This is a genomic window from Neorhizobium sp. P12A (assembly GCF_008365395.1).
GTDB lineage: Bacteria > Pseudomonadota > Alphaproteobacteria > Rhizobiales > Rhizobiaceae > Rhizobium.
The window spans coordinates 315368-335424 of the sequence record NZ_QOVX01000006.1 but is presented as its reverse complement, the minus strand read 5'-3'; the positions used below and the strand labels follow the sequence as shown (position 1 = coordinate 335424).

The following is a 20057-nucleotide window of genomic DNA, read 5'->3' as shown; positions in this document are numbered from 1 at the left end:
CAAGGATTTGTTTCTCAAAGGGGCAGAAGCGTGACGCGATTCGCCCGTCTTTTCCGTGACGGGATCACCACATTTGCTCTCCTTGCTCTGATCGGCCTTCTCGCATTGAAGATGAACAATCAGCCGGAAGCGGTTAAAAGCGGGGCATTTTATGCCATCGACGGTGATACGCTCGACCAGCGCGGCGAACGGCTGCGGCTGCTCGGCATCGATTCACCCGAGTATCGGCAGCAATGTGAGCGCGGCGGTTCCGATTGGCCTTGCGGCCGGGCGGCGCGCGACATGCTCGTTAAGCTTCTCGCGGGCGGATCGGTGGATTGCCGCGGCGACAAGCGGGATCGATACGGTCGCCTGCTGGTGACTTGCCGAATGGGCGACACTGATATCAACGGCGAGATGGTGTTGCGCGGCATGGCGGTTTCCTATGGCGGCTATGCGGCTGAGCAGGCGAAGGCCCGGGAGGCAAAATCAGGCCTTTGGGCGGGGACATTCGAAAGGCCGCAGGACTATCGCCGCGAAGCAGCCCGAGTGCGGGACGATCCCTTGGGCGGGGTAGTCGACATTCTGAAGAGACTGACAATATGGGATTGATAGCTGACGAAAGCGACCGGGAGGCCGAGCTTCAGGCCCTCCATCGTGAGATCACGGCCTGCCGGGTCTGTCGTGATGCGCCGACGCGGGGGCCTGAATATCGGTTGCCGCATGAACCGAGGCCTGTGCCCGTACTTTCGGCGAGGGCGCGGATTCTGATTGCAGGTCAGGCGCCTGGCCTGCGCGTGCACGAGAGCGGCTTGCCGTTCAATGATGCTTCCGGCGACAGGCTGCGACAGTGGCTCGCGGTCGATCGCGACAGCTTCTACAACTCCGATCATTTCGCGATCGTGCCGATGGGGTTCTGCTTTCCCGGCTACGATGCCAAGGGCGGCGATCTGCCGCCGCGGCGCGAATGCGCACCGCTCTGGAGGCGCAAGACTTTAGGCGCAATGCCGCAGATCGAGCTTGTCATCGCGATCGGCCAATATGCCCAGGCCTGGCATCTCGGCGCTCAGCGCATGGGGTCGGTGACCGAAACCGTTTCGAACTGGCAGCGTTATCTCCACACGAACGTTTCACCGGCAATTTTGCCTCTTCCGCATCCGAGTTGGCGCAACAGCGGCTGGCTGAAGCGTCATCCGTGGTTCGAAGCGGAATTGCTGCCGATATTGCGGGAACGTGTGAAATTTCTAATTTCTTGAAACAAGTTTCTTTTCTCTCGCCGGAATCGCGGTATACAGAGAATATATTTCGAAAGGACATTGGGGATGGACCGTCTCGACCGCAAAATCCTGCGCCTGTTGCAGGAGGATTCCACTCTGGCCGTGGCCGACCTTGCAAAGAAGGTCGGGCTTTCGACGACGCCGTGCTGGCGACGTATCCAGAAGATGGAAGAGGACGGTGTCATCCGCGGCAGGGTGGCATTGCTCGACCCCGAGAAGGTCAATACCAAGGTCACCGTCTTCGTCTCGATCCGCACCAACAGCCACTCGATCGAATGGCTGAAGCGCTTCTCCGAAGTGGTTGCCGATTTCCCGGAAGTGGTGGAATTCTACCGCATGAGCGGCGACGTGGACTATCTTCTCAGGGTCGTCGTGCCCGACATCGCGGCCTATGACGCCTTCTACAAGCGCATGATCGCAAAGATCGAAATCCGCGACGTTTCCTCGGCTTTTGCAATGGAACAGATCAAGTATTCGACGCAGCTGCCGCTCGACTACATGATGCTGGAAAATGCCAAGTCGAACGAGGATTAAGCGGTCGATAGAGTTTTGTGCTAGATTCGGCTTGCGGCGGAATTTCAGCCTTAAAAATACCGCAGGCCGAAAATACCGCCGTTGAAGCTGTTGTGGCTTTTGGGGCGAAGAAAACGTGCGCATCCTGCTTGTCGAAGACGACCAGATTCTCGGATCTTCTCTGAAACGCGCCCTTGAAAAACATGCTTATGGCGTGGACTGGGTGCGCGACGGCGAGGCGGCACTCGTTTCGGCCGAGAATTCCGACTTCGTCGCGATGCTGCTCGATATCAATCTTCCGAAGCTGAACGGCATTGCGGTGCTGCAGACCTTGCGGCGCATGGGCAATCCGTTGCCCGTCATGATGCTGACGGCGCTCGACACCGTCGTCCAGAAGGTCGAGGGCCTGGATCAGGGCGCCGATGACTACATGGGCAAGCCATTCGATCTCGATGAGCTTCTGGCCCGCCTTCGCGCGCTGATCAGGCGCCGGCAGGGCCGTATCGAGCCGATCTTGCGCTCCGGCGACGTCGAGGCGGATCCGGCTGCGATGGTCGTTCGCAAGAATGGCAACCAGATCCACATGACCGCCAAGGAGTTCCAGCTGCTGAAGCTGCTGATGGAGCGTTGTGGGCGATATGTCACCAAGAACGACATAGAATACGCGCTCTATGACGCCGACAGCGCGGTCGAGAGCAACACGACCGAGGTGACGATCTACAATCTGCGCAAGAAGCTCGGCGCCGAGTTCATAAAATCGATCCGGGGCGTCGGCTACATGATCGAGCGATGACCAGCACCACGCTCACGCGCAAGCTTTTCCTGCGCATTGCACCGGTCGTCGTCATCACGATCGCCGTCATCGGCTTTCTCGCGTTCAAGAGTGCCCGGCATGAGATCGACAATATCTACGATGCCCAGCTGATCGACGAGGCGAACATCTTCTGGGGGCTTTTGCAGCGGCCGCTGCAGCGTCCTACCGACGACCCGTCGCGCCGGATCGACGATATCGATTTCGCCATGGACAATCAGCTTTCCTTCAACGAGGACGCTGACGACTATGCCGACGCCCATATGATGCGGGCATGGAAGGATGGGCGGATCCGCTTTTACACCAGCAACGCCTTTCCTAAGGAGGTGCCGGACCAGAAGGTCGGGTTCACGACGCTTACCTACAAGGGACAAAGGTGGCGGGTCTATTCGCTGCCCATACCGAATACGACCATCGTCATGGAAGTCGGCGAAAAGCTTGCCTTGCGTCAGACGCTCGTTTCCAACATCCTGCTCAATCTTTCCTATCCGCTGGTTATCCTCATTCCGATCATCGCATTCCTGATCTGGCTTGGGATCAATAGCGGTTTGGCGCCGATCCGCGGGCTGGTCCGGCATATCAGGCTGCGCTCGCCGGACGACCTCTCGGCAATCCCGATCGAGGGCCTGCCGCGCGACTTGCTGCCGCTCGGCAGCTCGATCAACCAGCTCCTCGACAAGCTCAGCCGATCGCTGACGATGGAGCGCCGCTTTTCCGATCTTGCCGCCCATGAGCTGCGTACGCCGCAGGCCGGCGTGCGGCTGCTGCTGCAGATGCTGCGCGACACGGATGACGAAAAGGAGCGGCAGGCGATCATGGCGGATCTCGTCGCCAGCAATGATCGCGCCATGCACTTGATCGAGCAGCTTCTCAGGCTTGCGCGCGTCAGCCATCATCCGCTGAAGGTGGAGGCTATCCAGGTCTATCATCTGGTCGCCTCCATTATTGCCGGCTTCGGCACGATCATAACGGCGAAGAAGCTTGATATCTCTCTTCAGGGGGACGAGGCGGCAGAGGTCCAGGCGGATGAGTCCCTGCTGCGCACCATGGTCGGCAACCTCATCGACAATGCGATCAAATATACGCCGGCAGGAGGCAAGATCGAAATCTCGGTCACGCATCACAATGGCGAATGCCGACTTGTCATCAGCGATACAGGCCCCGGCATTCCGGCAGAGCAGCATGAGGCGGTTTTCCAGCGGTTCTACCGGGTGGATACACTGCAGACCGAGGGTGCAGGGCTCGGCCTTGCCATCGTGGCCGATATTGCCGGCAGGCTGTCTGCGAAGGTCGATCTGAAGGCGCCGCAATGGGAGCAGGGACTGACGGTGGACCTGCTCATTCCATCCGCGGCCTGACGCTCAGCCCCGCCTCATTTTCGGCTCATCCCGGCTTCATCGCGAGTTGCTAGGCGGTCCCTATATTCAAAGCAGGGCGCCGGCGGTTTGACGCGCAAGACAATCATCATCATTGGAAACGGACAGCTGTCCCGCGATCTCTCGTCGATCGTCGATGCGGCCGACTTCACCATGCGTTTCAACGAGCCGAAAATGTCCATCGGCCTCAGCGGGACGCGAACGGACCTGCTGATGCTCGCGACCTCGAGCAAGCCGATGCAGCGGCGGCTGGGCGACCGGGCCTTTCTGCAGAGCCCGACATTCATGGCGGCGAAAGAGGTCATGCTTGCCTATCATCCAAGCATCATCCGGGACTATCATCCGAAGCCGAACATGCTATCGCGGCTGAAGGGCAGGCGGTCCGACTGGACGACGCGGACGATCGAGCTTGTCGGGTCAGCGGGAAAGGAAATCCGCATCATGCCGCCGCATTTCTATCTCGACGGCTGTGCGGAGCTCGGCATCCCTGAGCCTGACATGCGCGAAGTGTTTCCCAGCACCGGCTACTTCGGCATCCGTTATATTCTCAAGACTTTTCCGGGCGAGACCTGCGACGTCAAGCTCTGCGGCTTCAGCTGGGAAGGATGGAAGCGCCATGCCTGGGGCGACGAGCGCCGCTGGGTGGAGGACAAGGTAGCCAGCGGCCGCATCAGTCTGCTCATCTAGCGATCCCGTTGGTTTTCATCGTGATTTCAGCCACGCCTCAGCCATGCGCCATCTACGGAATATTATAGGCCAGGTTTTCAGTTTCGCTTCACGTTTACCTAAGATGGCAATCATGCCCGGTTGCTAGAGGGTCCTTGTAAGCTATTGCAAGGACCTTCAAATGCAGATTCACGAACTTGATTTCCCGCAAACCGCCCCGCTCGAAAGACGCGGTGAGGTGGTGGATCGGCCCTATGACCGGTCGGTGACAAGCCTGAAGCCGGTGCGGTCCCTGGAGATCAGGGCGTTCATCGTCCACCTGGACCGGGCCGTCGAGCGCCAACCGCAGGTCGACAAGCTCATGACCACGCTGCCGGTTCCAGCTGAAATCATCGAGGCCGTGGACGGGAATGAGTTGACCAAGGCGGAGATCGACCTTTTCTATCGCCGCCATCTGCATCAGCCGCGCTATCCTTTCCAGATGAGCGTCGGCGAAATCGCCTGTTTCCTGTCGCACCGCAAGGCATGGGCAGAGATCGTGAAACAGGACCTTGATGCCGGCTTCGTCATTGAGGACGACGTCGACCTGGAGCCTTCCTTTGCCACGGCCTTTGCCGCAGCGAGTGCGTGTCTTGCCCCCGGCGCATTCATTCGCTTTCCGTTCCGGACGGGCAAGGAGCATGGCGACAGTCTTCTGATCAGCGGCGAGACGAGCGTGATCCAACCGCGAAGGGTTGGCCTCGGCATGGTGGCGCAGCTGATCAGCCGCGATGCCGCCATCCGGCTCTTGCAGGCAACGGCGCATTTCGACCGGCCGGTGGACACCCTGGTTCAGATGGGGTGGGTTACGCAGCTGTCGCCTCTGGCGGTATTGCCCGGCGGCGTCAGCGAAATCTCTTCGCAGCTCGGCGGAAGCACGATCAAGGGGCGCAAGACGCTGACGGAAAAGCTGGCAAAGGAGGTGCTGCGGCCGTTCTATCGCGCGCGTATCGCCATGCGCTCGACCCGGTTCATCTGAGAGGCAGCCGGTGGCAGTTCCTATTCTGTTGTATCATCAGATCGCGGTGCCGCCTTCGGGGCGGGTGCCGTTCAGAAGCATGGTCGTTGATCCCGAGGCCTTTTACCGCCAGATGGAGTGGCTGAAGCGTCTTGGATTTCAGGGTTTGTCGTTGCGGGAGGCGCTGCCCTATATCGAGGGCGCCAAGCGCGGCAAGGTCGCGGCCATTACCTTCGACGACAGCTACGAGAACGTCTACGACCATGCCTTGCCCGTGCTGCAGGAGTTCGGCTTTACCGCCACGAACTTTGTCGTCGTCAACCAGATCGGCGGCAGCAATGCATGGGATGCTCCGAACGGCGTCGCCTGGGCGCCATGCATGTCGCTGGAGCAACTGCGCGACTGGGTCGATCTCGGGCATGAAGTGGGCTCGCACACGCTCGACCACGTCCACCTCCCTGACCTGGCGGTGGAGGAGGCGCGCAAGCAGATCCTCCAATCACGTGCATTGCTGGAGGAACTGCTCGATGAGGTCGTGTCGTCGTTCTGTTTTCCCTATGGGGACGAAACGCCGCTGGATCGCGTCTTGGCATATGAGGCGGGTTACCGCGTGGCGACCACCACGCGCCGGGGCAGGGCGCGCCAGGCCGATGATCCCTTCGGATTGCCGCGCGCAACGGTCCGGCGCAACGACAGCTGGGTCCATTTCCTCAAGAAATGCCTTGCCGGCTGAAATGCCGCGGTAGCTGAACCGCGGCAGGAAATGCGAAGCCGATAGTTTCTGATCAGACGGCATTCCACATATGCGGATCATCGCTGGATTCGATCTCGATCCAGTGAAGGTCCGTGTGATCCCAGCGTCGGATCGCATTGGTTCTGTTGTCCAGCACCATATCGCCATCGTTGGTGCGGATCACGACGACGGCGTGGCCTTCGCCCGATCCGGTTCTTGCGACCGCGAGCCTTACTGCTTTCGCGGAATAACCTGCAGCCAGAAGCTTTTCCCGCTTCGTTACCGCGTAGTCGTGGCAGCTGCCTTCCGCGGTGTCGGTCTTCCAGACTTCCTGGCCCGGCGGATCGAGGCGCGGTGCGATCGACGAATTGACCGAGCGGTTGATCGCGGAGATCGTCTCGCGGGCCTCACGGGTCATTTCGACGGTTCGCGGTCCATCTTCTGCCGCGCATTGCTGCGGCGACGCCATGCAGAACTTGATGTGCGCGAACGGCGCGAGCGTCGGAGCGCCTTCCTTCATGAAGGCCATCTCATGGCCGAGGCCACGCAGCATATAGGCTGGGCTCGCCGCCATTGCAGGCGTCTGCAATATAGCAAGCGAAACCGATACAGCAATTGCGGGTGCTTTATAGTAAGAACGAAGTATTTGCGGGATCATTTGACACCTCACACCGAATGTAGGTGCAAGATAGCAAGGAGATATTTGGGAACCTTGAGTTCATTCCTTAAAATTTGATCGATCTGTCTATTTTTGGAGCGTGCCGATATGGCGCAGCGGAACGGCTTCCGATTTCGCTTCCGTTGCCGCAGCGGAAATCCCCGCTTCGAGCGCAGCCATCGACTCCACGACAGACTGCCCCATCTACTATTCTGATGGTCCGCAACCAGCGACGAGCAGCGAAGCGGACAATATCCCGCTTCAGCCGCTAGGCGCGGGAATTTTCGCAAATCTGGAGGTTTCGAAAGCCATGACGACATCAACCGAAAACGGAAGATCGACCATGCAGATGCCGCCGGTCGTCTCGCAGCAGGCATGGGAGGCAGCCCGCGAGCAATTGCTCTTGAAGGAAAAGGCCCATACCCGGGCGCGTGACGCATTGGCTGCCGAGCGTCGGCGAATGCCGTGGATGGCCGTCGAGAAAAGCTATGTGTTCGAAGGGCCTGCCGGCAAAGCAAGTTTGCTTGATCTGTTCGAAGGTCGGCATCAACTGATCGTCTATCGCGCCTTCTTCGAACCGGGCGTACACGGCTGGCCCGACCAGGCCTGCCGCGGTTGTTCCATGGTGGCCGACCAGGTCGCTCACCTTGCACATCTGAACGCCCGTGATACCACGCTCGTCTTCGTCTCGCGCGCGCCTCAGGCGGATATCGCCCGGCTAAAGGCGCGGATGGGCTGGGAGATGCCGTGGTTCACGATCACGGACAGCTTCGATACCGACTTCGATGTGGGCGAGTGGCACGGCACGAACGTGTTCTACCGCGACGGCGACCGTATCTTTCGCACCTACTTCATCAACAACCGCGGCGATGAGCAAATGGGCGGTACCTGGAACTATCTCGACATTACGCCGCTTGGCCGGCAGGAGGCCTGGGAAGATTCGCCTCAAGGCTATCCCCAGACCCCAACCTACAAGTGGTGGAACTGGCACGACAGCTACGTCCCGGACGCAGCGCCCGACAGGAAATGGGTCGAGGTGTCAGACGCCGGCGAGGCGGCGTTCCGAAACTGACGCAGTCGCGTCAGTTTGCCTATTCCGGTGTGCCGATAGCGCAAGAGCTGCGGCAGATTACTTTCTGTCCAGCCTTGCGAGCAGCGAGGACGTATCCCAACGATTGCCGCCCATCTGCTGTACGTCGCCGTAGAACTGGTCGACGAGGGCGGTTACCGGGAGCTTGGCGCCGTTGCGACGGGCTTCCGTCAGCACGATGTCAAGGTCCTTGCGCATCCAGTCGACGGCAAAGCCGAAATCGTATTTGCCTGCATTCATCGTCTTGTGGCGGTTTTCCATCTGCCAGGAACCGGCTGCGCCCTTGGAGATGACGTCGACGACCTTTTCGATGTCGAGGCCGGCCTGCTTGCCGAAATGAATGCCTTCGGCAAGGCCCTGAACGACGCCGGCGATGCAGATCTGGTTGATCATCTTGGTCAGCTGTCCGGCGCCGACATCACCCATCAAGCCGACCATGCGCGCATAGGCGTCGATGACGGGCTTTGCCTTTTCGAAGGTCGCTTCATCGCCGCCACACATGACGGTCAGCACGCCGTTTTCCGCGCCGGCCTGGCCGCCGGAGACGGGGGCGTCGATGAAGCCGCAGCCCTTTTCCTTCGCCGCAGCGTGAAGTTCGCGGGCGACTTCGGCGCTGGCCGTGGTGTTGTCGATCAGGATGGCGCCTGCCTTCATGCCGGAGAGGACGCCGTCCTTGCCAACGGTAACGGAACGAAGATCGTCGTCATTGCCGACGCAGGTAAAGACGAAGTCGGCGCCTTCGGCGGCCGTAGCCGGCGTCGCAGCGGATTTGCCGCCATACTGCTTGACCCACTGTTCGGCCTTGGCGGCAGTGCGGTTATAGACCGTCACCTCGTGCCCGCCCTTGACCATCAGGTGCCCCGCCATCGGATAGCCCATGACACCCATGCCGATAAAAGCGACTTTCGCCATTCCATATCTCCTTCGAAGCCTTTGCGAGAGGCTTAGCCGAAAGGGGCTGGAGACGAAAGTGCGATTTCCTGTCCGACTGGCCTGCCACGCGAAACATGGAAGAGAATTTTGCGATTGAGACTCAAGGCGGAATTCAATTTCACAGAATTGGCTAAAATTCACAAATTCTATTGTCGATATAATCCATAGATTTTGAAACCCTGTACTCGTGACAAGCCGCCGCGGTGATCGCGGTGTTTCGTTCGCAATGGGAAAGGGGACTTTCATGATTTCGCGCAGGCAAACGCTTGGTCTTTTCGGTGCTGCGGCTTCAGTCGCTCTCTTGCCCTCTATCCGTCCGGCGCGCGCTGCCGTTGCGACGACTTTCCGGATCGGCTGGCAGAAGAATGGCGTGCTGGCACTCGCCAATCGCAAGGGTGCGCTGGAGAAGAGGCTTGCCGACCGGGGGATTTCCGTCGAGTGGTCCGAGTTCACGTCCGGTCCGCCGCTTCTGGAAGCGCTCGGCGCCGGTGCGCTCGATTTCGGCGCAACAGGCGACGTGCCGCCACTCTTTGCCCAGGCGGCCAACGGAAATCTGCTCTATGTCGGCCTCTACAAGGGCAGCCCGGAGGGGTCGGCGATATTGGTTCGCAAGGATTCGCCGATCCAGTCGCTTGCCGATCTCAAGGGAAAGAAGCTGGCGTTCAAGCGCGGATCGAGTGCGCATAACGTTGCCGTCAAGGCGCTGCGCAAGGGCGGATTGAAGCCCGAAGATGTCCAGCAGATCGACCTTGCGCCGCCGGATGCGGCAGCCGCCTTCAAGACCGGCAGCATCGATGCCTGGTCGATCTGGGATCCTTACCTTGCCATCGCGGAAGCCGATCCGGATACGCGCATTCTTGCGACTGCACGAGGCATCGTCGATTCCTATAGCTTCTTCCTGGCGAATGGCGATTTCACCAAGGCCAATCCACAGGTCATCACCGATGTCATCGATGAATTGGCCAAGGTGGGCAAGGTAGCGCAGTCGGACCTCGACGATACCACGACCGCGCTCGCCCAGTTGACCGGTGTCCCGGCAGACGTCACGCGCATCACGCTGACCCGTCCGGGTGCTGATCTCGGCAGCGTTTCGACCATCACCGACGATGCGGTCGCCTATCAACAGGGCCTTGCGGACGAGTTCTACGCACTCGGGATCGTGCCGAAGAAGCTGAAGATCGGCGACGTCGTCTGGCATCAGAAGGCCAGCTGATCGTTTTCCCTGACCACGGAGAGAGGACAAAGACCATGACTGCAACTTCCAAACCCATCGACTTCCTGTGGTTCATCCCGACTTCGGGTGACGGTGCCTATCTCGGCTCCTCCGAGCTGAACCGCGGGCCCGAGATCGGCTACCTGACGCAGATCGCTCAAGCCGTTGACCGACTCGGCTTTTCCGGCGTGCTCTTGCCGACCGGCGTATCCTGCGAAGAGTCCTTCGTGACTGCGGCGGCACTGTCTGCCCATACGCAGAAGCTGAAATTCCTTGTCGCCATTCGTCCCGGCACCGCTTCGCCGGCCTATTATGCGCGCCTAGCATCGACGCTCGATCGTGTGTCCAACGGTCGCCTGCTCCTCAATATCGTCGTCGGCGGCAGCCCTGGCGAGCTTGCCGGCGACGGCATCTATCTGGAACATGACGAGCGCTATGCGCATGCCGACGAATTCTTCACCGTCTTCCAGGAGCTGATGGAGACGGGCAGCGCGACGTTCGACGGCAAATACATCAAGGCGACGGGTGCCCGGCTCGGTCTGCCGCCAATTCAGTCGCCGCGTCCGCCGCTTTATTTCGGCGGCTCCTCGGATGCCGGTATCGATTTCTCGGTCGGTCGCGTCGACAAGTACCTGACCTGGGGCGAGCCGCCGGCGCAGGTTGCCGAGAAGATCGTGAGGGTTCGTGCCGCTGCAGCGCTGAAAGGGCGCGAAGTCAGTTTCGGCATCCGCCTCCACTTCATCGTGCGCGAGACGGACGAGGAGGCATGGGCCGCAGCGGACCGGCTGATCTCCCATCTCGACGACGAGACGATCCGTGAAGCGCAGGAGCGCTTCGTCAAGGAATCCGATTCCGTCGGCCAGAAGCGCATGGCGGCGCTGCATGGCGGACGCCGCGACAAGCTGGAGGTTTCCCCGAACCTCTGGGCGGGCGTCGGCCTCGTGCGCGCCGGGGCGGGTACCGCGCTCGTCGGTTCGCCGAAGACGATTGCCGCTCGCCTGCGCGAATACCAGGAGATCGGCATCGAGACGGTGATCGGCTCAGGCTATCCGCATCTCGAAGAAGCCTACCGTGTTGCCGAGCTACTCTTCCCGCAATTGGGGCTTGGTCGCGAGGAACAGCGAACGAGCTTCCGCAACGAGTTCGGCCGCAAGCAGGTCTTCGGCGGCGGCAGCCATGGCGGCAATCTCAAGGTCGTCTCCGGCTCCTGACCTGATCCTGGCACAACGAGGAGAGCTCTCCATGTCGGCATTCGATACGTCATTCGCACGGGTGGAGGCGCGCGGTAAGGCGCATACCGCCCGCTTGCCTCGGCCAACCGTCAGCACTCAGGCGTTTCTGCCCTACCTTCTGCCGATCGTCGTCGTTGCCGCCTGGCAGCTGGGATCGTCGGCAGGTTGGATCTCCTCGCGCACCATGCCGTCGCCTGTCGACGTCGTGCTTGCCTTCTGGCAGACGACCTCGTCGGGCCAGTTGCCCTGGGATATCCTCGTTAGTTCAGGACGCGCCTTTGCCGGCCTGCTGGTCGGCGGAACGATTGGATTCCTGCTGGGTATTGCCAACGGCGTGTCGCGGCTTTCGGAGCAACTGACGGATACGACGTTGCAGATGCTCAGAACAATACCGCATCTTGCGATGATCCCGCTCGTCATCCTCTGGTTCGGCATTGGGGAGGAATCGAAGCTGTTCCTGACCGCCCTCGGCGTGCTCTTCCCGGTCTATCTCAACACCTATCACGGCGTGCGCAATGTCGACCGCGACCTGATCGAGATGGGGCGCGTCTATGGCATGAGCAGCTGGACGCTGTTCCGCAAGGTGATCTTTCCCGGCGCGCTGCCCTCGATTTTCGTCGGCCTGCGCTATGCGCTCGGCATCATGTGGCTGACGCTGATCGTCTCGGAATCGATCGCTGCATCGTCGGGCATCGGCCATATGGCGAACAATGCCCGCGAATTCATGATGACCGATGTCGTGGTGCTGTCGCTGGTCGTCTACGCGGTGCTCGGCAAGGTCGCCGATATCGTCGCTAAGACACTGGAGCGGCGGATGCTGCGCTGGAACCCGGTATATCAGGGCTGAGGACGGATCATGATATCAGTAGCGAACGAACGCTTTCACTCGGTCGAAGATGCCTTGTCTCCGATCGGTGGCATAGGTGACGCTGCCCCGTATTCGGGTGCCGCCGGTATCCGCATCCGGGGGCTGGAGAAGAGTTTTGGCGGCAACCGCGTGCTGCGGGGCATCGATCTCGATATCCCGGCCGGCCAGTTCGTGGCCGTGATCGGCAAGAGCGGTTGCGGCAAGAGCACGCTGCTGCGCATCCTCATGGGTCTGGATGAGCCGACATCCGGCACGATCGCCTTCAAGGACGAGGGTGGCGCAGCTGCCCTGCCAAATGCCCGTATCGTCTTTCAGGAGCCCCGGCTGTTGCCCTGGCTGACCGTTGCCGACAACGTCACCGTTGGCCTCGGCGAGGGCGTGCCGAAGCTTGCGGCTGATCGACAGTCCGCGGCCGTGCTATCGGAGGTGCAGCTTGCCGAGAAGGCAGGCGAGTGGCCTTCACGGCTTTCCGGCGGGCAGAAGCAGCGCGTGGCGCTTGCCCGCGCGCTGGTCAGCAAGCCGGATATTCTGGCGCTGGACGAGCCGCTGGGCGCGCTTGATGCGCTGACCCGTATCAGCATGCAGGAACTGCTCAATCGCGTCTGGCGCGAACTCGGCTTCACCGCCGTCCTCGTCACCCACGATGTCAGCGAGGCGGTTCATCTGGCCGACCGGGTCGTGGTGCTGGAGGAGGGGCGTATTGCGCTCGATCTCCCCGTGCCGCAGCCGCATCCCCGGCGGCATGGCAACCCCGAACTGGCAAAACTGGAAGGGCAGTTGCTGGCGGCGATCCTGGGCAAGGATGGCAGGCACTGAACCCATAGGTTCTCGGGACTCAGTGCTTGGTGCTCAGTGCGTCCCGCTTTCTTCGCGCTCCAGATATAGCTCGTAGTGGTCCAGCAGCATCTCCGTGCCCTGCAGCCGTAGGCCGTCATCGGAGTAGCCGTCGAGGAAGACGAGCTGCTCGGTAAACAGCATCCGCGTTCCGCCGGGCTCCGCCTCGAAGGTGATGGTGGCGAGGGAAACGGAGATGCGCTTTTCGCCGAGCTTCATGTCATAGGCATAGATGATGCGGGCATCCGGCACGATGTCGATGTAGCGGGCTTCATAGGCATGCAGCAGCCCGTCGGAATCGGCCACATGGTTGCGCTCCAGGCCGCCCTGCCGGAAGTCGAGGGTGTAATCGATCGAGATCCAGTTGTCGTGGCAGGCGAACCATTTGCGCTTTGCGTCGGCATTCGACCAGGCGCGGAAGGCGCGGGCGACCGATGCCTTCAGGTGACGTTCGATGTTGAGCGTTGCATGCTCGGTGGATTGGGACATGGCGGTGCTCATCTGTCTTCCTCTTCGGCCAGGAATTGATCCAGCCTGTCGAACGTGTTGTTCCAGCTCGCCTTGCGCTCGGAAATCCAGCGCTCGACATCGCCGAGCGCCTCCTTGCGCAGACTATAGGTGCGGACGCGGCCGGACTTCTGTGAGAAGACCAGGCCGCTGTCTTCCAGAACGCCAAGATGTTTCAGGATCGTCGGCAATGCCATGGAAAACGGCGCTGCCAGTTCCGTGACCGAAGCGGGGCCGCTGCCAAGACGCTCGATCATGCCGCGGCGGCTGCGATCCGACAGCGCATGAAACATCCGGTCGAGTTCAACTGGCGCTGATGTCATGCGGCAGGACTACCGCTCCGAAATTCCGGGGCGAGCCTGTCGTGGAAGGGGTAGAACTTGAAATAGGGGATTGCCTCCTGCAGCACCCTTGCGAAGGAGGGGCGGGCCAGAAGCCGCTCGTAATAGGCATTCAACTTGGGACGCTCCGTGCCGAAGGCGACCAGCGTGACGGCATAGAACAATGCCGGCGCTGCGGAGCAATCGGCCATCGTGAAGGCGTCGCCTGTAATCCACGGGCCGGTAAGCTGCGCTTCGATCATATCGTAGACGGCCTGAAGGTTCCTTTCGGAGTCGGTAACACCGGCCGGATCCTTGCTGCCTTCGGGGCGCATATGATCCGCTACGATCTTCTGCATCGGCAGCTGCACATAGAGATCGAAGAAGCGGTCCCATAGGCGTACCTGCAAGGCCTGATCGATCTCCTCGGGCAACAGGCGCTGGGGACCGGGGTAATGCCGGTCGATATATTCGATGATGATGCTGGTTTCAGGGACGGTCTTGTCCCGCGCCTCGTCCCTGAGCAGCGGAATCTTGCCGAGTGCCCAGAACCGAATGAGCTCGTTCCGCGACACCTCGTTGCCGAGATCGACGATGCGGTGCTCGAACGGAGTGCCGCTCTCATAGAGCGCGATCAGGACCTTGTGGCAGAAGGAGGCGAGCGGATGATGGTATAGGACGAGCGTCATGACCGGATCCTTCGGTGTTTGCGATGAAACTTTACCGAATGGATAACTATCATTGGCGGGCGAAAGGCGCAAGAAATAGTTTGCTGATTGGGTAACTATCCTTGCGCCGACTAAGTACTACGATCCTTCCGCTAGGGCAGGAGCAGGCGCGAGCTCGGGCGCCGGTGCAGGTACGGGCACGGGTGCTGGCACTGGCGCTTGCGGAGCCGGAGGGTTCCGCAGTGCCTGGATTTGCGCCAGCCTTGCCGCATTTTCCGGATTGCGCTTGGAGTCCTTGAGATATTCCGAGGTAGAGCCGAGGCTTTCCGCGATCTCATTCCACAGGCGACGAAGACGGCGCACGTGGAGATCGTCGCTGATCCAGTTCATCAGATGTTCGACGGCCGCTGTTGTGAGGGCGTCGGTGGCGATCTGGCTATGCAGCCAATTGAAGTACGTCTCGACATCGTCCAGCTGCGCCACATTGTTCTCGATAACGGCGAACTTGAAGCCCGCGATTTTGCTGGCTCTCCGAAGGCGATCGGTGGGCGCAAGCAGAATTGCAGCGCATATCGCGTCGTAGGCATCAGGTGAATCGATGCTGTCGATCGCACGTTCGAGGTCGAAGATCGTCCGGATGTTCAGTTCCCGGAACATCATGAACTTCTCCATTCCCACGATATGGCAGAGCTGCGCCTGAGCGACCCAGTCGATACATTGATAGATGCCGTAAGGCGTCTCGACGAAGAGCATGATCGGATTGTAGGTGGCGAGATTCTGCATATCGTAGATACCGCATTCCTCCAGCCTGAAGCGGGTCTCAAAATCAACGCCGTCGATGCTGTCGAGCGATGTTACTCGCGTAATGGAAACGAAGCGGTCATCCGTGGTCTTTGCCCAATCGATAAGGCTCTGGACCTTCGTCAACGTGAATTTGGTTGCACTTCGTGGGAGCAGGCCCATTGCCGGGGCTAGAAGCAGCCATACCCAAGGTATGTGAGAGACCGGCGCTCCCTTGTCGGCTGCCTCATCGTCACGATCGCCGCTATTCGCTGCAGTGGATGGAGGCGTTGATTTATCGGCGGCAGCGTCGGTTCCCTTGGACCCCGCGCTGTCATTTTTGTTTTCTCCAGTCGGAGAGTTCTGCGGTGTACTCTGTTTCGATGGCGCCACCATCTCTCCAACCTGCGAAAGTGTCTCGCTGAGCTTCAGGGTCGGCAGGGCATTGAAGAGCAGCACGACGATGACAACACTGGCGATTATTTCGGAGCATTGGCGAATGAACGCGAAGGCGCTCAAATCGAATACCGCAAGATTTCGCAGTAACATCCTCAATGCGGCAATATAGGCGCCCGCAAAGGTAAAGGCGCCGATTGCCTCCGAGATCGGCAATCCGCAGCCATCGGCCGGTGAGCAGCTGACAGCAGTGCCGCCATATCCGAAAGCAGCGAAAAATGCGCTGAACCCGTAATAGGAGATCAATACGAAGCCAAGAGCCGCGAGCTGCAGCCGGATATTGATATTGCGGAATGGTTTGCTGGCGATTTCGATGTAGATATTTATGCGCTCGCGGTCATTCCTGGCGGCGTTCAGCCGTCTTTCGTCGTCGCTGCCCTGCTTGACCGTAAGGTCCGAGATGTATTTTGATTTCACATATTCAAATGAAGGGTTTTCCGGTCCGTCGGCATTGCCGTTATCGCTCGTATTCTTTGTGACACGCGGCGCCGTCGATAACGTTGTTTCATTGACGCCGGTCAGTCGGAATGAGGTCAGGAAATCCAATATGGACCGAAGCCGGCGAAGGCGGATTTCCTGACGCGAGATAAGCATCAGGACCGGGACTATGACCGCGATGCTGAATGCATACCAGTTCACGCCGGCAAGATAGTTCGAGATCAAGACCGGCGTGTCGAAAAGGCTTGAGAACAAGCCATACCATGACGAAGTGTCCATGAAGTGCCCCCCAAAATTATGGGAAGCCTAATAGCTTGTACGGTTGCTGCAATAAATCGAATGCTCTCACTGATTGAAATTTCAACCGGTGAGGGTTTTTGCCGAAATTATTTCTTTCTCACCGCAGCCGCGCCACGACCAGATGCCCTGGTGTCGGCTGGCCTTCTTCCATCCGGACGTTGATATCGGTGATTTCGATCAGCTCGAAGCCGGTGTCGGTCAGGCGCTGGCGGATGTAGCTTTCGGCGTGCGCAAAGCGCTGATGCGGGCCGACCATGTAGGCGCGATCGCCGAGCGTTTCATCCGGCAAGGTCTCGGAGGAGAAGACGAAGATGCCGCCAGGCGTCATGTTTTCGGCCACGCCGAAGAATAGCGGCTCCAGGGCGCCGAGATAGGGCAGGACGTCGGTGGCAGTGATGAGATCGAACGCCTCTTCGTCATTATCGTCGAGAAAATCCTCGACCTCGGCGACGAACAGCGTTTCGTAAAGATCCTTCTCGTGCGCGACTTCGACCATGTTTTCCGAGATGTCGATGCCCGTGATGTCTTCGACCATGTCGCGCAGGGTTCCGCCGGTCAGGCCGGTGCCGCAGCCGAGGTCGAGCATGCGCTTGAAGGGGCCGAGCTTCAGGTCCTGCAGGCGCTGGCGCACCAGCATCGGCACATGATAGCCGAGCTGTTCGACGAGAACGTCCTCGAAGACTTCGGCATGCTGGTCGAACAGGGTCTCGACATAGGCGTCCGGCGCCTTGACCGGCGTTTCGCCCCGTCCCATCGAGGCAATACGCACAGCCGCGCCGCCGTGGTCGTCGGGGTCGATCTCCAGTACCTGCTCATAGGCCTTGACGGCCGCGTCGATGTCGCCGGCCTTTTCCAGCGCGAGCGCGCGACCATAGGCTTCCGCGAGTGCGTCTTCGTCGATCTTCTTCGTCATGATTTCCCGCCTTTCGCGTTTTGCGAAGGCTCTACGGCGCATGGAGAGTTTTTGCAATGGTCAAGCAGAAGGAGCAAGCTGCGTCCCAGGGAACGGACGAGTGATTATGCCGTTTCAATCGATAAAAGATGGGAGGATTGGTCATGGTTTCCGACGTCAATGAGTCAACACTTCCAGCCGGCAATCCGGGTAGTTTCCGACGTCCGACACTGCCCTCCAGTCCCGCTGAGATCACCAATACGATGACGCACTATTATCGCGGCGAGCTGGCGCGGATGACAGGCTGGCGCGACCGTATCGACCGGACGACGAACTGGGCGATTACGGTCTGTGCGGCTCTACTATCCGTTTCGCTTTCCACGCCAAGCTCCCATCATGGCGTCGTGATCTTTGCGATGCTGCTGGTGACCTTGCTCTTGCTGATCGAGGCTCGGCGCTACCGTTTCTTCGATGTCTATCGCGCCCGGATACGGCAGATGGAGCGCTATTACTTCGCGCAAGTCCTGTCGCCGGAGGCCGAACTCCATCCGGATTGGGCGTCGGCAATCGCCGCGAGCCTGCGCGTGCCGCGGTTCCTCATCAGCTATCGCGAGGCGCTGCAGCGACGCCTGCGGCGAAATTATTGCTGGATGTATTTCATCCTTCTCCTAGCCTGGGCCTTGAAGATTTCGACACCGAAGCTGCAGGCGGACGGTACGCCGGCAATTCAGGTGCAATCCTGGGCGCACTTTGCCGACAATGCCACTCTCGGGCCGGTCCCCGGCTGGCTGGTCCTCCTCGCCGTGACGCTCTTTTATGCTGCGATCCTGTACGGTTCGCTGCATCGCGAGCCCGACGAAGGCGAGCTCGCCTATGGGGAGGTGCATGTCTGACCCGGCTCTATCCTAGTGCAGGATGAACTCGCCCTTCAGTGCCCGCCATTCCGTCGCAGAGATCAATTTGCGATGGACGTAGCGTACCGAATGCAAGGGGCCGTCCAGCGTGTCCTGCCAGAATTTGAGGAAGCCGCGCATCTCCGGGAAGTCAGGTGCCAGATCATAGTCTTGCCAGACATAGGTCTGGAGAATCGTCGGATGATCGGGCAGGCGGTAGAAGATTTGCGCGGTGGTTAGTCCATAACCTTTCAGCTGCTTTTCCATGTCTTTGTGCATGCATGTCTCACTTTCAAGTTCCCACTTTTTTCGCGACTCTTCGGTCGCTGGCAAATGCAAGCATGCCATGAATTAGGCACTCCTTACAATTGGCCTGTAGGAGTATTTCTAAAGTGAAATCATGCAGTTAGCAGCGTAGCCTTTGGAGTGCTGCCAAGCATGTGACAGCACTCCAAAGTGTTCGCCGCTAGCTGACAGCAAGTCCGCCGTCGATCGCGATGACCTGGCCCGTCACCCATTCGCTGGCGGGATCCGCAAAGACCGATATCCAGCGCGCGACGTCGTCGGGAACGCCGCGCCGCCCGAGCGGAATCCGCTCGCGTTCGGCCTGCATGACGGCCTTGGCCTGCTCTTCGGAAAGGCCCATCATGCCGGTCAGCGCGCCTGACTCCGTCGGTCCGGCGGCAACGGCATTCACACGGATGCCGTCAGGTGCAAGCTCCAGCGCCCAGCAGCGGGTCAGGTGCTCCAGTGCTGCCTTGCTTGCGGCATAGTGCGACAGGCCGGCGCCTGCCTTGTGACCGAATGTGCTGGAAATATTGATGATCGCCCCCTTCGTCTGGCGCAGATGCGGCAGGGCCGCTGATGCGAGCAGGCTGGGGCCGACGACATTGACCGCGAATATCTCGGAGATGCGGTCGGCCGTCGCCTCTGCGAGCGGCATGATCGCGCCGGCGCCGGCGTTGTTGACCAACACATCCAGCCTGCCGAACTGTCCGATGGCGGCGGTCACGGTGCGGTTTGCGTCATCGGGCAACGACACGTCGGCGACAATGGTCGCAATTGAGGGGTAGGCGGCGCGTACTTCCTGGAGTGGAGCTTCCCGTCGTCCTGTGATCAGCACGGAGGCGCCCTGTGCCACAAGGGCGATAGCTGTGGCGCGGCCTATCCCGGAGCTTCCACCCGTGACGATGACGACTTTATCCTTCAACGAACTCATGAATGTCTTTCCTTTCAGTCTCGGTTTGTGGAGACGGGCGAAAGCGATCCAGACGCTCGATCAGTTTCTGCCGGCGCTGTTGCATGACGGTGATCAGTTCGTCGATCTCCCGAAGCTTCGCAACGTGCTGCTCGAAGCCTGCCGTGCAGCTTTCCGGATCGAAGCTGTCCTGGCCGAAGCACGGCAGGAAAGCCTGGATCTGGCGCGTGCCGAAACCGCAGTCGAGCAGCGCCCGGACATGGCCGACGGTTTCGATCGCCGATGCTCCATAATCCCGGTAGCCGTTCGCTTGCCGCCGCGAGGAAATCAGTCCCTGCGCCTCGTAGTGCCGCAGCACACGCACGCTTACGCCAGCCTCTTTTGCCAGTTCGCCAATTCGCATGTCCATCTCCTGCCGAGAGCCT

24 protein-coding genes are annotated in these 20057 nt (G+C 60.1%); 14 read left to right on the top strand and 10 right to left on the bottom strand.

Annotated elements, in window-relative coordinates; genetic code table 11:
• Positions 1-30 precede the first annotated feature (30 nt).
• The 8 genes from DTW90_RS19745 (at position 31) to DTW90_RS19710 (ending at position 6352) form a co-directional block, all read left to right on the top strand.
• On the top strand, positions 31-591 hold the full coding sequence (locus DTW90_RS19745; RefSeq protein ID WP_149340395.1) for a thermonuclease family protein: 561 nt from the start codon (positions 31-33) through the stop codon (positions 589-591).
• Positions 582-1235 carry a uracil-DNA glycosylase family protein gene (locus DTW90_RS19740; RefSeq protein WP_149340393.1) on the top strand — a complete coding sequence of 218 codons (654 nt, stop codon included), beginning with the start codon at positions 582-584 and terminating at the stop codon, positions 1233-1235. The genes DTW90_RS19745 and DTW90_RS19740 overlap by 10 nt, the downstream gene beginning before the upstream one ends.
• Positions 1236-1301: 66 nt before the next feature.
• Positions 1302-1790 carry an Lrp/AsnC family transcriptional regulator gene (locus tag DTW90_RS19735; RefSeq protein WP_132524086.1) on the top strand — a complete coding sequence of 163 codons (489 nt, stop codon included), beginning with the start codon at positions 1302-1304 and terminating at the stop codon, positions 1788-1790.
• Positions 1791-1905: 115 nt separating this feature from the next.
• Positions 1906-2562 carry a response regulator transcription factor gene (locus DTW90_RS19730; RefSeq protein WP_132524087.1) on the top strand — a complete coding sequence of 219 codons (657 nt, stop codon included), beginning with the start codon at positions 1906-1908 and terminating at the stop codon, positions 2560-2562.
• On the top strand, positions 2559-3938 hold the full coding sequence (locus DTW90_RS19725) for a HAMP domain-containing sensor histidine kinase (RefSeq protein WP_149340391.1): 1380 nt from the start codon (positions 2559-2561) through the stop codon (positions 3936-3938). The genes DTW90_RS19730 and DTW90_RS19725 overlap by 4 nt, the downstream gene beginning before the upstream one ends.
• Before the next feature lie 87 nt (positions 3939-4025).
• On the top strand, positions 4026-4643 hold the full coding sequence (locus DTW90_RS19720) for a hypothetical protein (protein ID WP_132524089.1): 618 nt from the start codon (positions 4026-4028) through the stop codon (positions 4641-4643).
• Between the two features lie 271 nt (positions 4644-4914).
• Positions 4915-5640: a glycosyltransferase family 25 protein gene (locus tag DTW90_RS19715; protein WP_188079994.1), complete on the top strand. Its 726-nt coding sequence runs from the start codon at positions 4915-4917 to the stop codon at positions 5638-5640.
• 10 nt (positions 5641-5650) lie between these two features.
• Positions 5651-6352: a polysaccharide deacetylase family protein gene (locus DTW90_RS19710; protein ID WP_149340387.1), complete on the top strand. Its 702-nt coding sequence runs from the start codon at positions 5651-5653 to the stop codon at positions 6350-6352.
• Between the two features lie 52 nt (positions 6353-6404).
• Here DTW90_RS19710 and DTW90_RS19705 read toward each other — a convergent pair whose 3' ends face one another.
• On the bottom strand, positions 6405-6926 hold the full coding sequence (locus DTW90_RS19705; RefSeq protein ID WP_188079985.1) for a transglutaminase-like cysteine peptidase: 522 nt from the start codon (positions 6924-6926) through the stop codon (positions 6405-6407).
• Positions 6927-7320: 394 nt separating this feature from the next.
• Between DTW90_RS19705 and DTW90_RS19700 the strand changes: the two genes are divergently transcribed.
• Positions 7321-8082: a DUF899 domain-containing protein gene (locus DTW90_RS19700; protein ID WP_149340383.1), complete on the top strand. Its 762-nt coding sequence runs from the start codon at positions 7321-7323 to the stop codon at positions 8080-8082.
• A gap of 57 nt (positions 8083-8139) precedes the next feature.
• On the opposite strand, the gene DTW90_RS19695 is transcribed toward DTW90_RS19700, so the two are convergent.
• Entirely contained in the window at positions 8140-9279 is a 1140-nt protein-coding gene (locus tag DTW90_RS19695) for an NAD(P)-dependent oxidoreductase (RefSeq protein ID WP_281407581.1), read from the bottom strand.
• On the opposite strand from DTW90_RS19695, the gene DTW90_RS19690 reads away from it, so the two are divergent.
• From DTW90_RS19690 to DTW90_RS19675, 4 genes are read left to right on the top strand one after another with little or no spacing between them, the layout of a single operon-like run.
• The gene (locus DTW90_RS19690; RefSeq protein ID WP_149340379.1) at positions 9278-10246 is read left to right on the top strand and encodes an aliphatic sulfonate ABC transporter substrate-binding protein; all 969 of its coding nucleotides are present in this window, start codon (positions 9278-9280) and stop codon (positions 10244-10246) included. The genes DTW90_RS19695 and DTW90_RS19690 overlap by 2 nt on opposite strands.
• A 35-nt stretch (positions 10247-10281) precedes the next feature.
• Positions 10282-11457 (top strand): FMNH2-dependent alkanesulfonate monooxygenase, encoded by a 1176-nt coding sequence (gene ssuD / locus DTW90_RS19685; protein ID WP_149340377.1) that lies wholly within the window; start codon positions 10282-10284, stop codon positions 11455-11457.
• Between the two features lie 31 nt (positions 11458-11488).
• Positions 11489-12325, top strand: a complete 837-nt coding sequence (locus tag DTW90_RS19680) for an ABC transporter permease subunit (protein WP_149340375.1) — start codon at positions 11489-11491, stop codon at positions 12323-12325.
• A gap of 9 nt (positions 12326-12334) precedes the next feature.
• A complete protein-coding gene (locus tag DTW90_RS19675; RefSeq protein ID WP_149340373.1) occupies positions 12335-13162 on the top strand; it encodes an ABC transporter ATP-binding protein in 828 nt (275 codons plus the stop codon).
• Between the two features lie 33 nt (positions 13163-13195).
• Here the strand turns inward: DTW90_RS19675 and DTW90_RS19670 are convergent, their stop codons facing one another.
• The 5 genes from DTW90_RS19670 to DTW90_RS19650 form a co-directional block, all read right to left on the bottom strand.
• Positions 13196-13681: an SRPBCC family protein gene (locus tag DTW90_RS19670; RefSeq protein ID WP_245512771.1), complete on the bottom strand. Its 486-nt coding sequence runs from the start codon at positions 13679-13681 to the stop codon at positions 13196-13198.
• Positions 13678-14010, bottom strand: a complete 333-nt coding sequence (locus tag DTW90_RS19665) for a metalloregulator ArsR/SmtB family transcription factor (RefSeq protein ID WP_149340371.1) — start codon at positions 14008-14010, stop codon at positions 13678-13680. The genes DTW90_RS19670 and DTW90_RS19665 overlap by 4 nt, the downstream gene beginning before the upstream one ends.
• On the bottom strand, positions 14007-14696 hold the full coding sequence (locus DTW90_RS19660; RefSeq protein ID WP_149340369.1) for a glutathione S-transferase family protein: 690 nt from the start codon (positions 14694-14696) through the stop codon (positions 14007-14009). Before DTW90_RS19660 ends, DTW90_RS19665 begins: the two co-directional genes overlap by 4 nt.
• 117 nt (positions 14697-14813) lie before the next feature.
• Positions 14814-16628, bottom strand: a complete 1815-nt coding sequence (locus DTW90_RS19655) for a hypothetical protein (RefSeq protein ID WP_149340367.1) — start codon at positions 16626-16628, stop codon at positions 14814-14816.
• Positions 16629-16746: 118 nt separating this feature from the next.
• Entirely contained in the window at positions 16747-17562 is an 816-nt protein-coding gene (locus DTW90_RS19650; RefSeq protein WP_132524101.1) for a class I SAM-dependent methyltransferase, read from the bottom strand.
• 143 nt (positions 17563-17705) lie between these two features.
• Here DTW90_RS19650 and DTW90_RS19645 point away from each other — a divergent pair, with 143 nt between their 5' ends.
• Positions 17706-18434: a DUF2270 domain-containing protein gene (locus tag DTW90_RS19645; RefSeq protein ID WP_132524102.1), complete on the top strand. Its 729-nt coding sequence runs from the start codon at positions 17706-17708 to the stop codon at positions 18432-18434.
• Between the two features lie 12 nt (positions 18435-18446).
• On the opposite strand, the gene DTW90_RS19640 is transcribed toward DTW90_RS19645, so the two are convergent.
• The 3 genes from DTW90_RS19640 to DTW90_RS19630 all read right to left on the bottom strand — a co-directional run bounded on the left by DTW90_RS19640 (position 18447) and on the right by DTW90_RS19630 (position 20035).
• On the bottom strand, positions 18447-18713 hold the full coding sequence (locus DTW90_RS19640; RefSeq protein ID WP_132524103.1) for an usg protein: 267 nt from the start codon (positions 18711-18713) through the stop codon (positions 18447-18449).
• Positions 18714-18900: 187 nt separating this feature from the next.
• On the bottom strand, positions 18901-19653 hold the full coding sequence (locus tag DTW90_RS19635) for an SDR family oxidoreductase (RefSeq protein ID WP_149340365.1): 753 nt from the start codon (positions 19651-19653) through the stop codon (positions 18901-18903).
• The gene (locus DTW90_RS19630; RefSeq protein ID WP_149340363.1) at positions 19634-20035 is read right to left on the bottom strand and encodes a MerR family transcriptional regulator; all 402 of its coding nucleotides are present in this window, start codon (positions 20033-20035) and stop codon (positions 19634-19636) included. The genes DTW90_RS19635 and DTW90_RS19630 overlap by 20 nt, the downstream gene beginning before the upstream one ends.
• Positions 20036-20057 lie beyond the last annotated feature (22 nt).

Coding starts and splice junctions, on each gene's coding strand:
- DTW90_RS19740 (WP_149340393.1), top strand. CDS start 582: ATGGGATTGATAGCTGACGAAAGCGACCGGGAGGCCGAGCTTCAGGCC.
- DTW90_RS19735 (WP_132524086.1), top strand. CDS start 1,302: ATGGACCGTCTCGACCGCAAAATCCTGCGCCTGTTGCAGGAGGATTCC.
- DTW90_RS19725 (WP_149340391.1), top strand. CDS start 2,559: ATGACCAGCACCACGCTCACGCGCAAGCTTTTCCTGCGCATTGCACCG.
- DTW90_RS19705 (WP_188079985.1), bottom strand. CDS start 6,926: ATGGCGGCGAGCCCAGCCTATATGCTGCGTGGCCTCGGCCATGAGATG.
- DTW90_RS19700 (WP_149340383.1), top strand. CDS start 7,321: ATGACGACATCAACCGAAAACGGAAGATCGACCATGCAGATGCCGCCG.
- DTW90_RS19690 (WP_149340379.1), top strand. CDS start 9,278: ATGATTTCGCGCAGGCAAACGCTTGGTCTTTTCGGTGCTGCGGCTTCA.
- DTW90_RS19695 (WP_281407581.1), bottom strand. CDS start 9,279: ATGAAAGTCCCCTTTCCCATTGCGAACGAAACACCGCGATCACCGCGG.
- ssuD (WP_149340377.1), top strand. CDS start 10,282: ATGACTGCAACTTCCAAACCCATCGACTTCCTGTGGTTCATCCCGACT.
- DTW90_RS19680 (WP_149340375.1), top strand. CDS start 11,489: ATGTCGGCATTCGATACGTCATTCGCACGGGTGGAGGCGCGCGGTAAG.
- DTW90_RS19675 (WP_149340373.1), top strand. CDS start 12,335: ATGATATCAGTAGCGAACGAACGCTTTCACTCGGTCGAAGATGCCTTG.
- DTW90_RS19670 (WP_245512771.1), bottom strand. CDS start 13,681: ATGAGCACCGCCATGTCCCAATCCACCGAGCATGCAACGCTCAACATC.
- DTW90_RS19665 (WP_149340371.1), bottom strand. CDS start 14,010: ATGACATCAGCGCCAGTTGAACTCGACCGGATGTTTCATGCGCTGTCG.
- DTW90_RS19660 (WP_149340369.1), bottom strand. CDS start 14,696: ATGACGCTCGTCCTATACCATCATCCGCTCGCCTCCTTCTGCCACAAG.
- DTW90_RS19655 (WP_149340367.1), bottom strand. CDS start 16,628: ATGGACACTTCGTCATGGTATGGCTTGTTCTCAAGCCTTTTCGACACG.
- DTW90_RS19650 (WP_132524101.1), bottom strand. CDS start 17,562: ATGACGAAGAAGATCGACGAAGACGCACTCGCGGAAGCCTATGGTCGC.
- DTW90_RS19645 (WP_132524102.1), top strand. CDS start 17,706: ATGGTTTCCGACGTCAATGAGTCAACACTTCCAGCCGGCAATCCGGGT.
- DTW90_RS19640 (WP_132524103.1), bottom strand. CDS start 18,713: ATGCACAAAGACATGGAAAAGCAGCTGAAAGGTTATGGACTAACCACC.
- DTW90_RS19635 (WP_149340365.1), bottom strand. CDS start 19,653: ATGAGTTCGTTGAAGGATAAAGTCGTCATCGTCACGGGTGGAAGCTCC.
- DTW90_RS19630 (WP_149340363.1), bottom strand. CDS start 20,035: ATGCGAATTGGCGAACTGGCAAAAGAGGCTGGCGTAAGCGTGCGTGTG.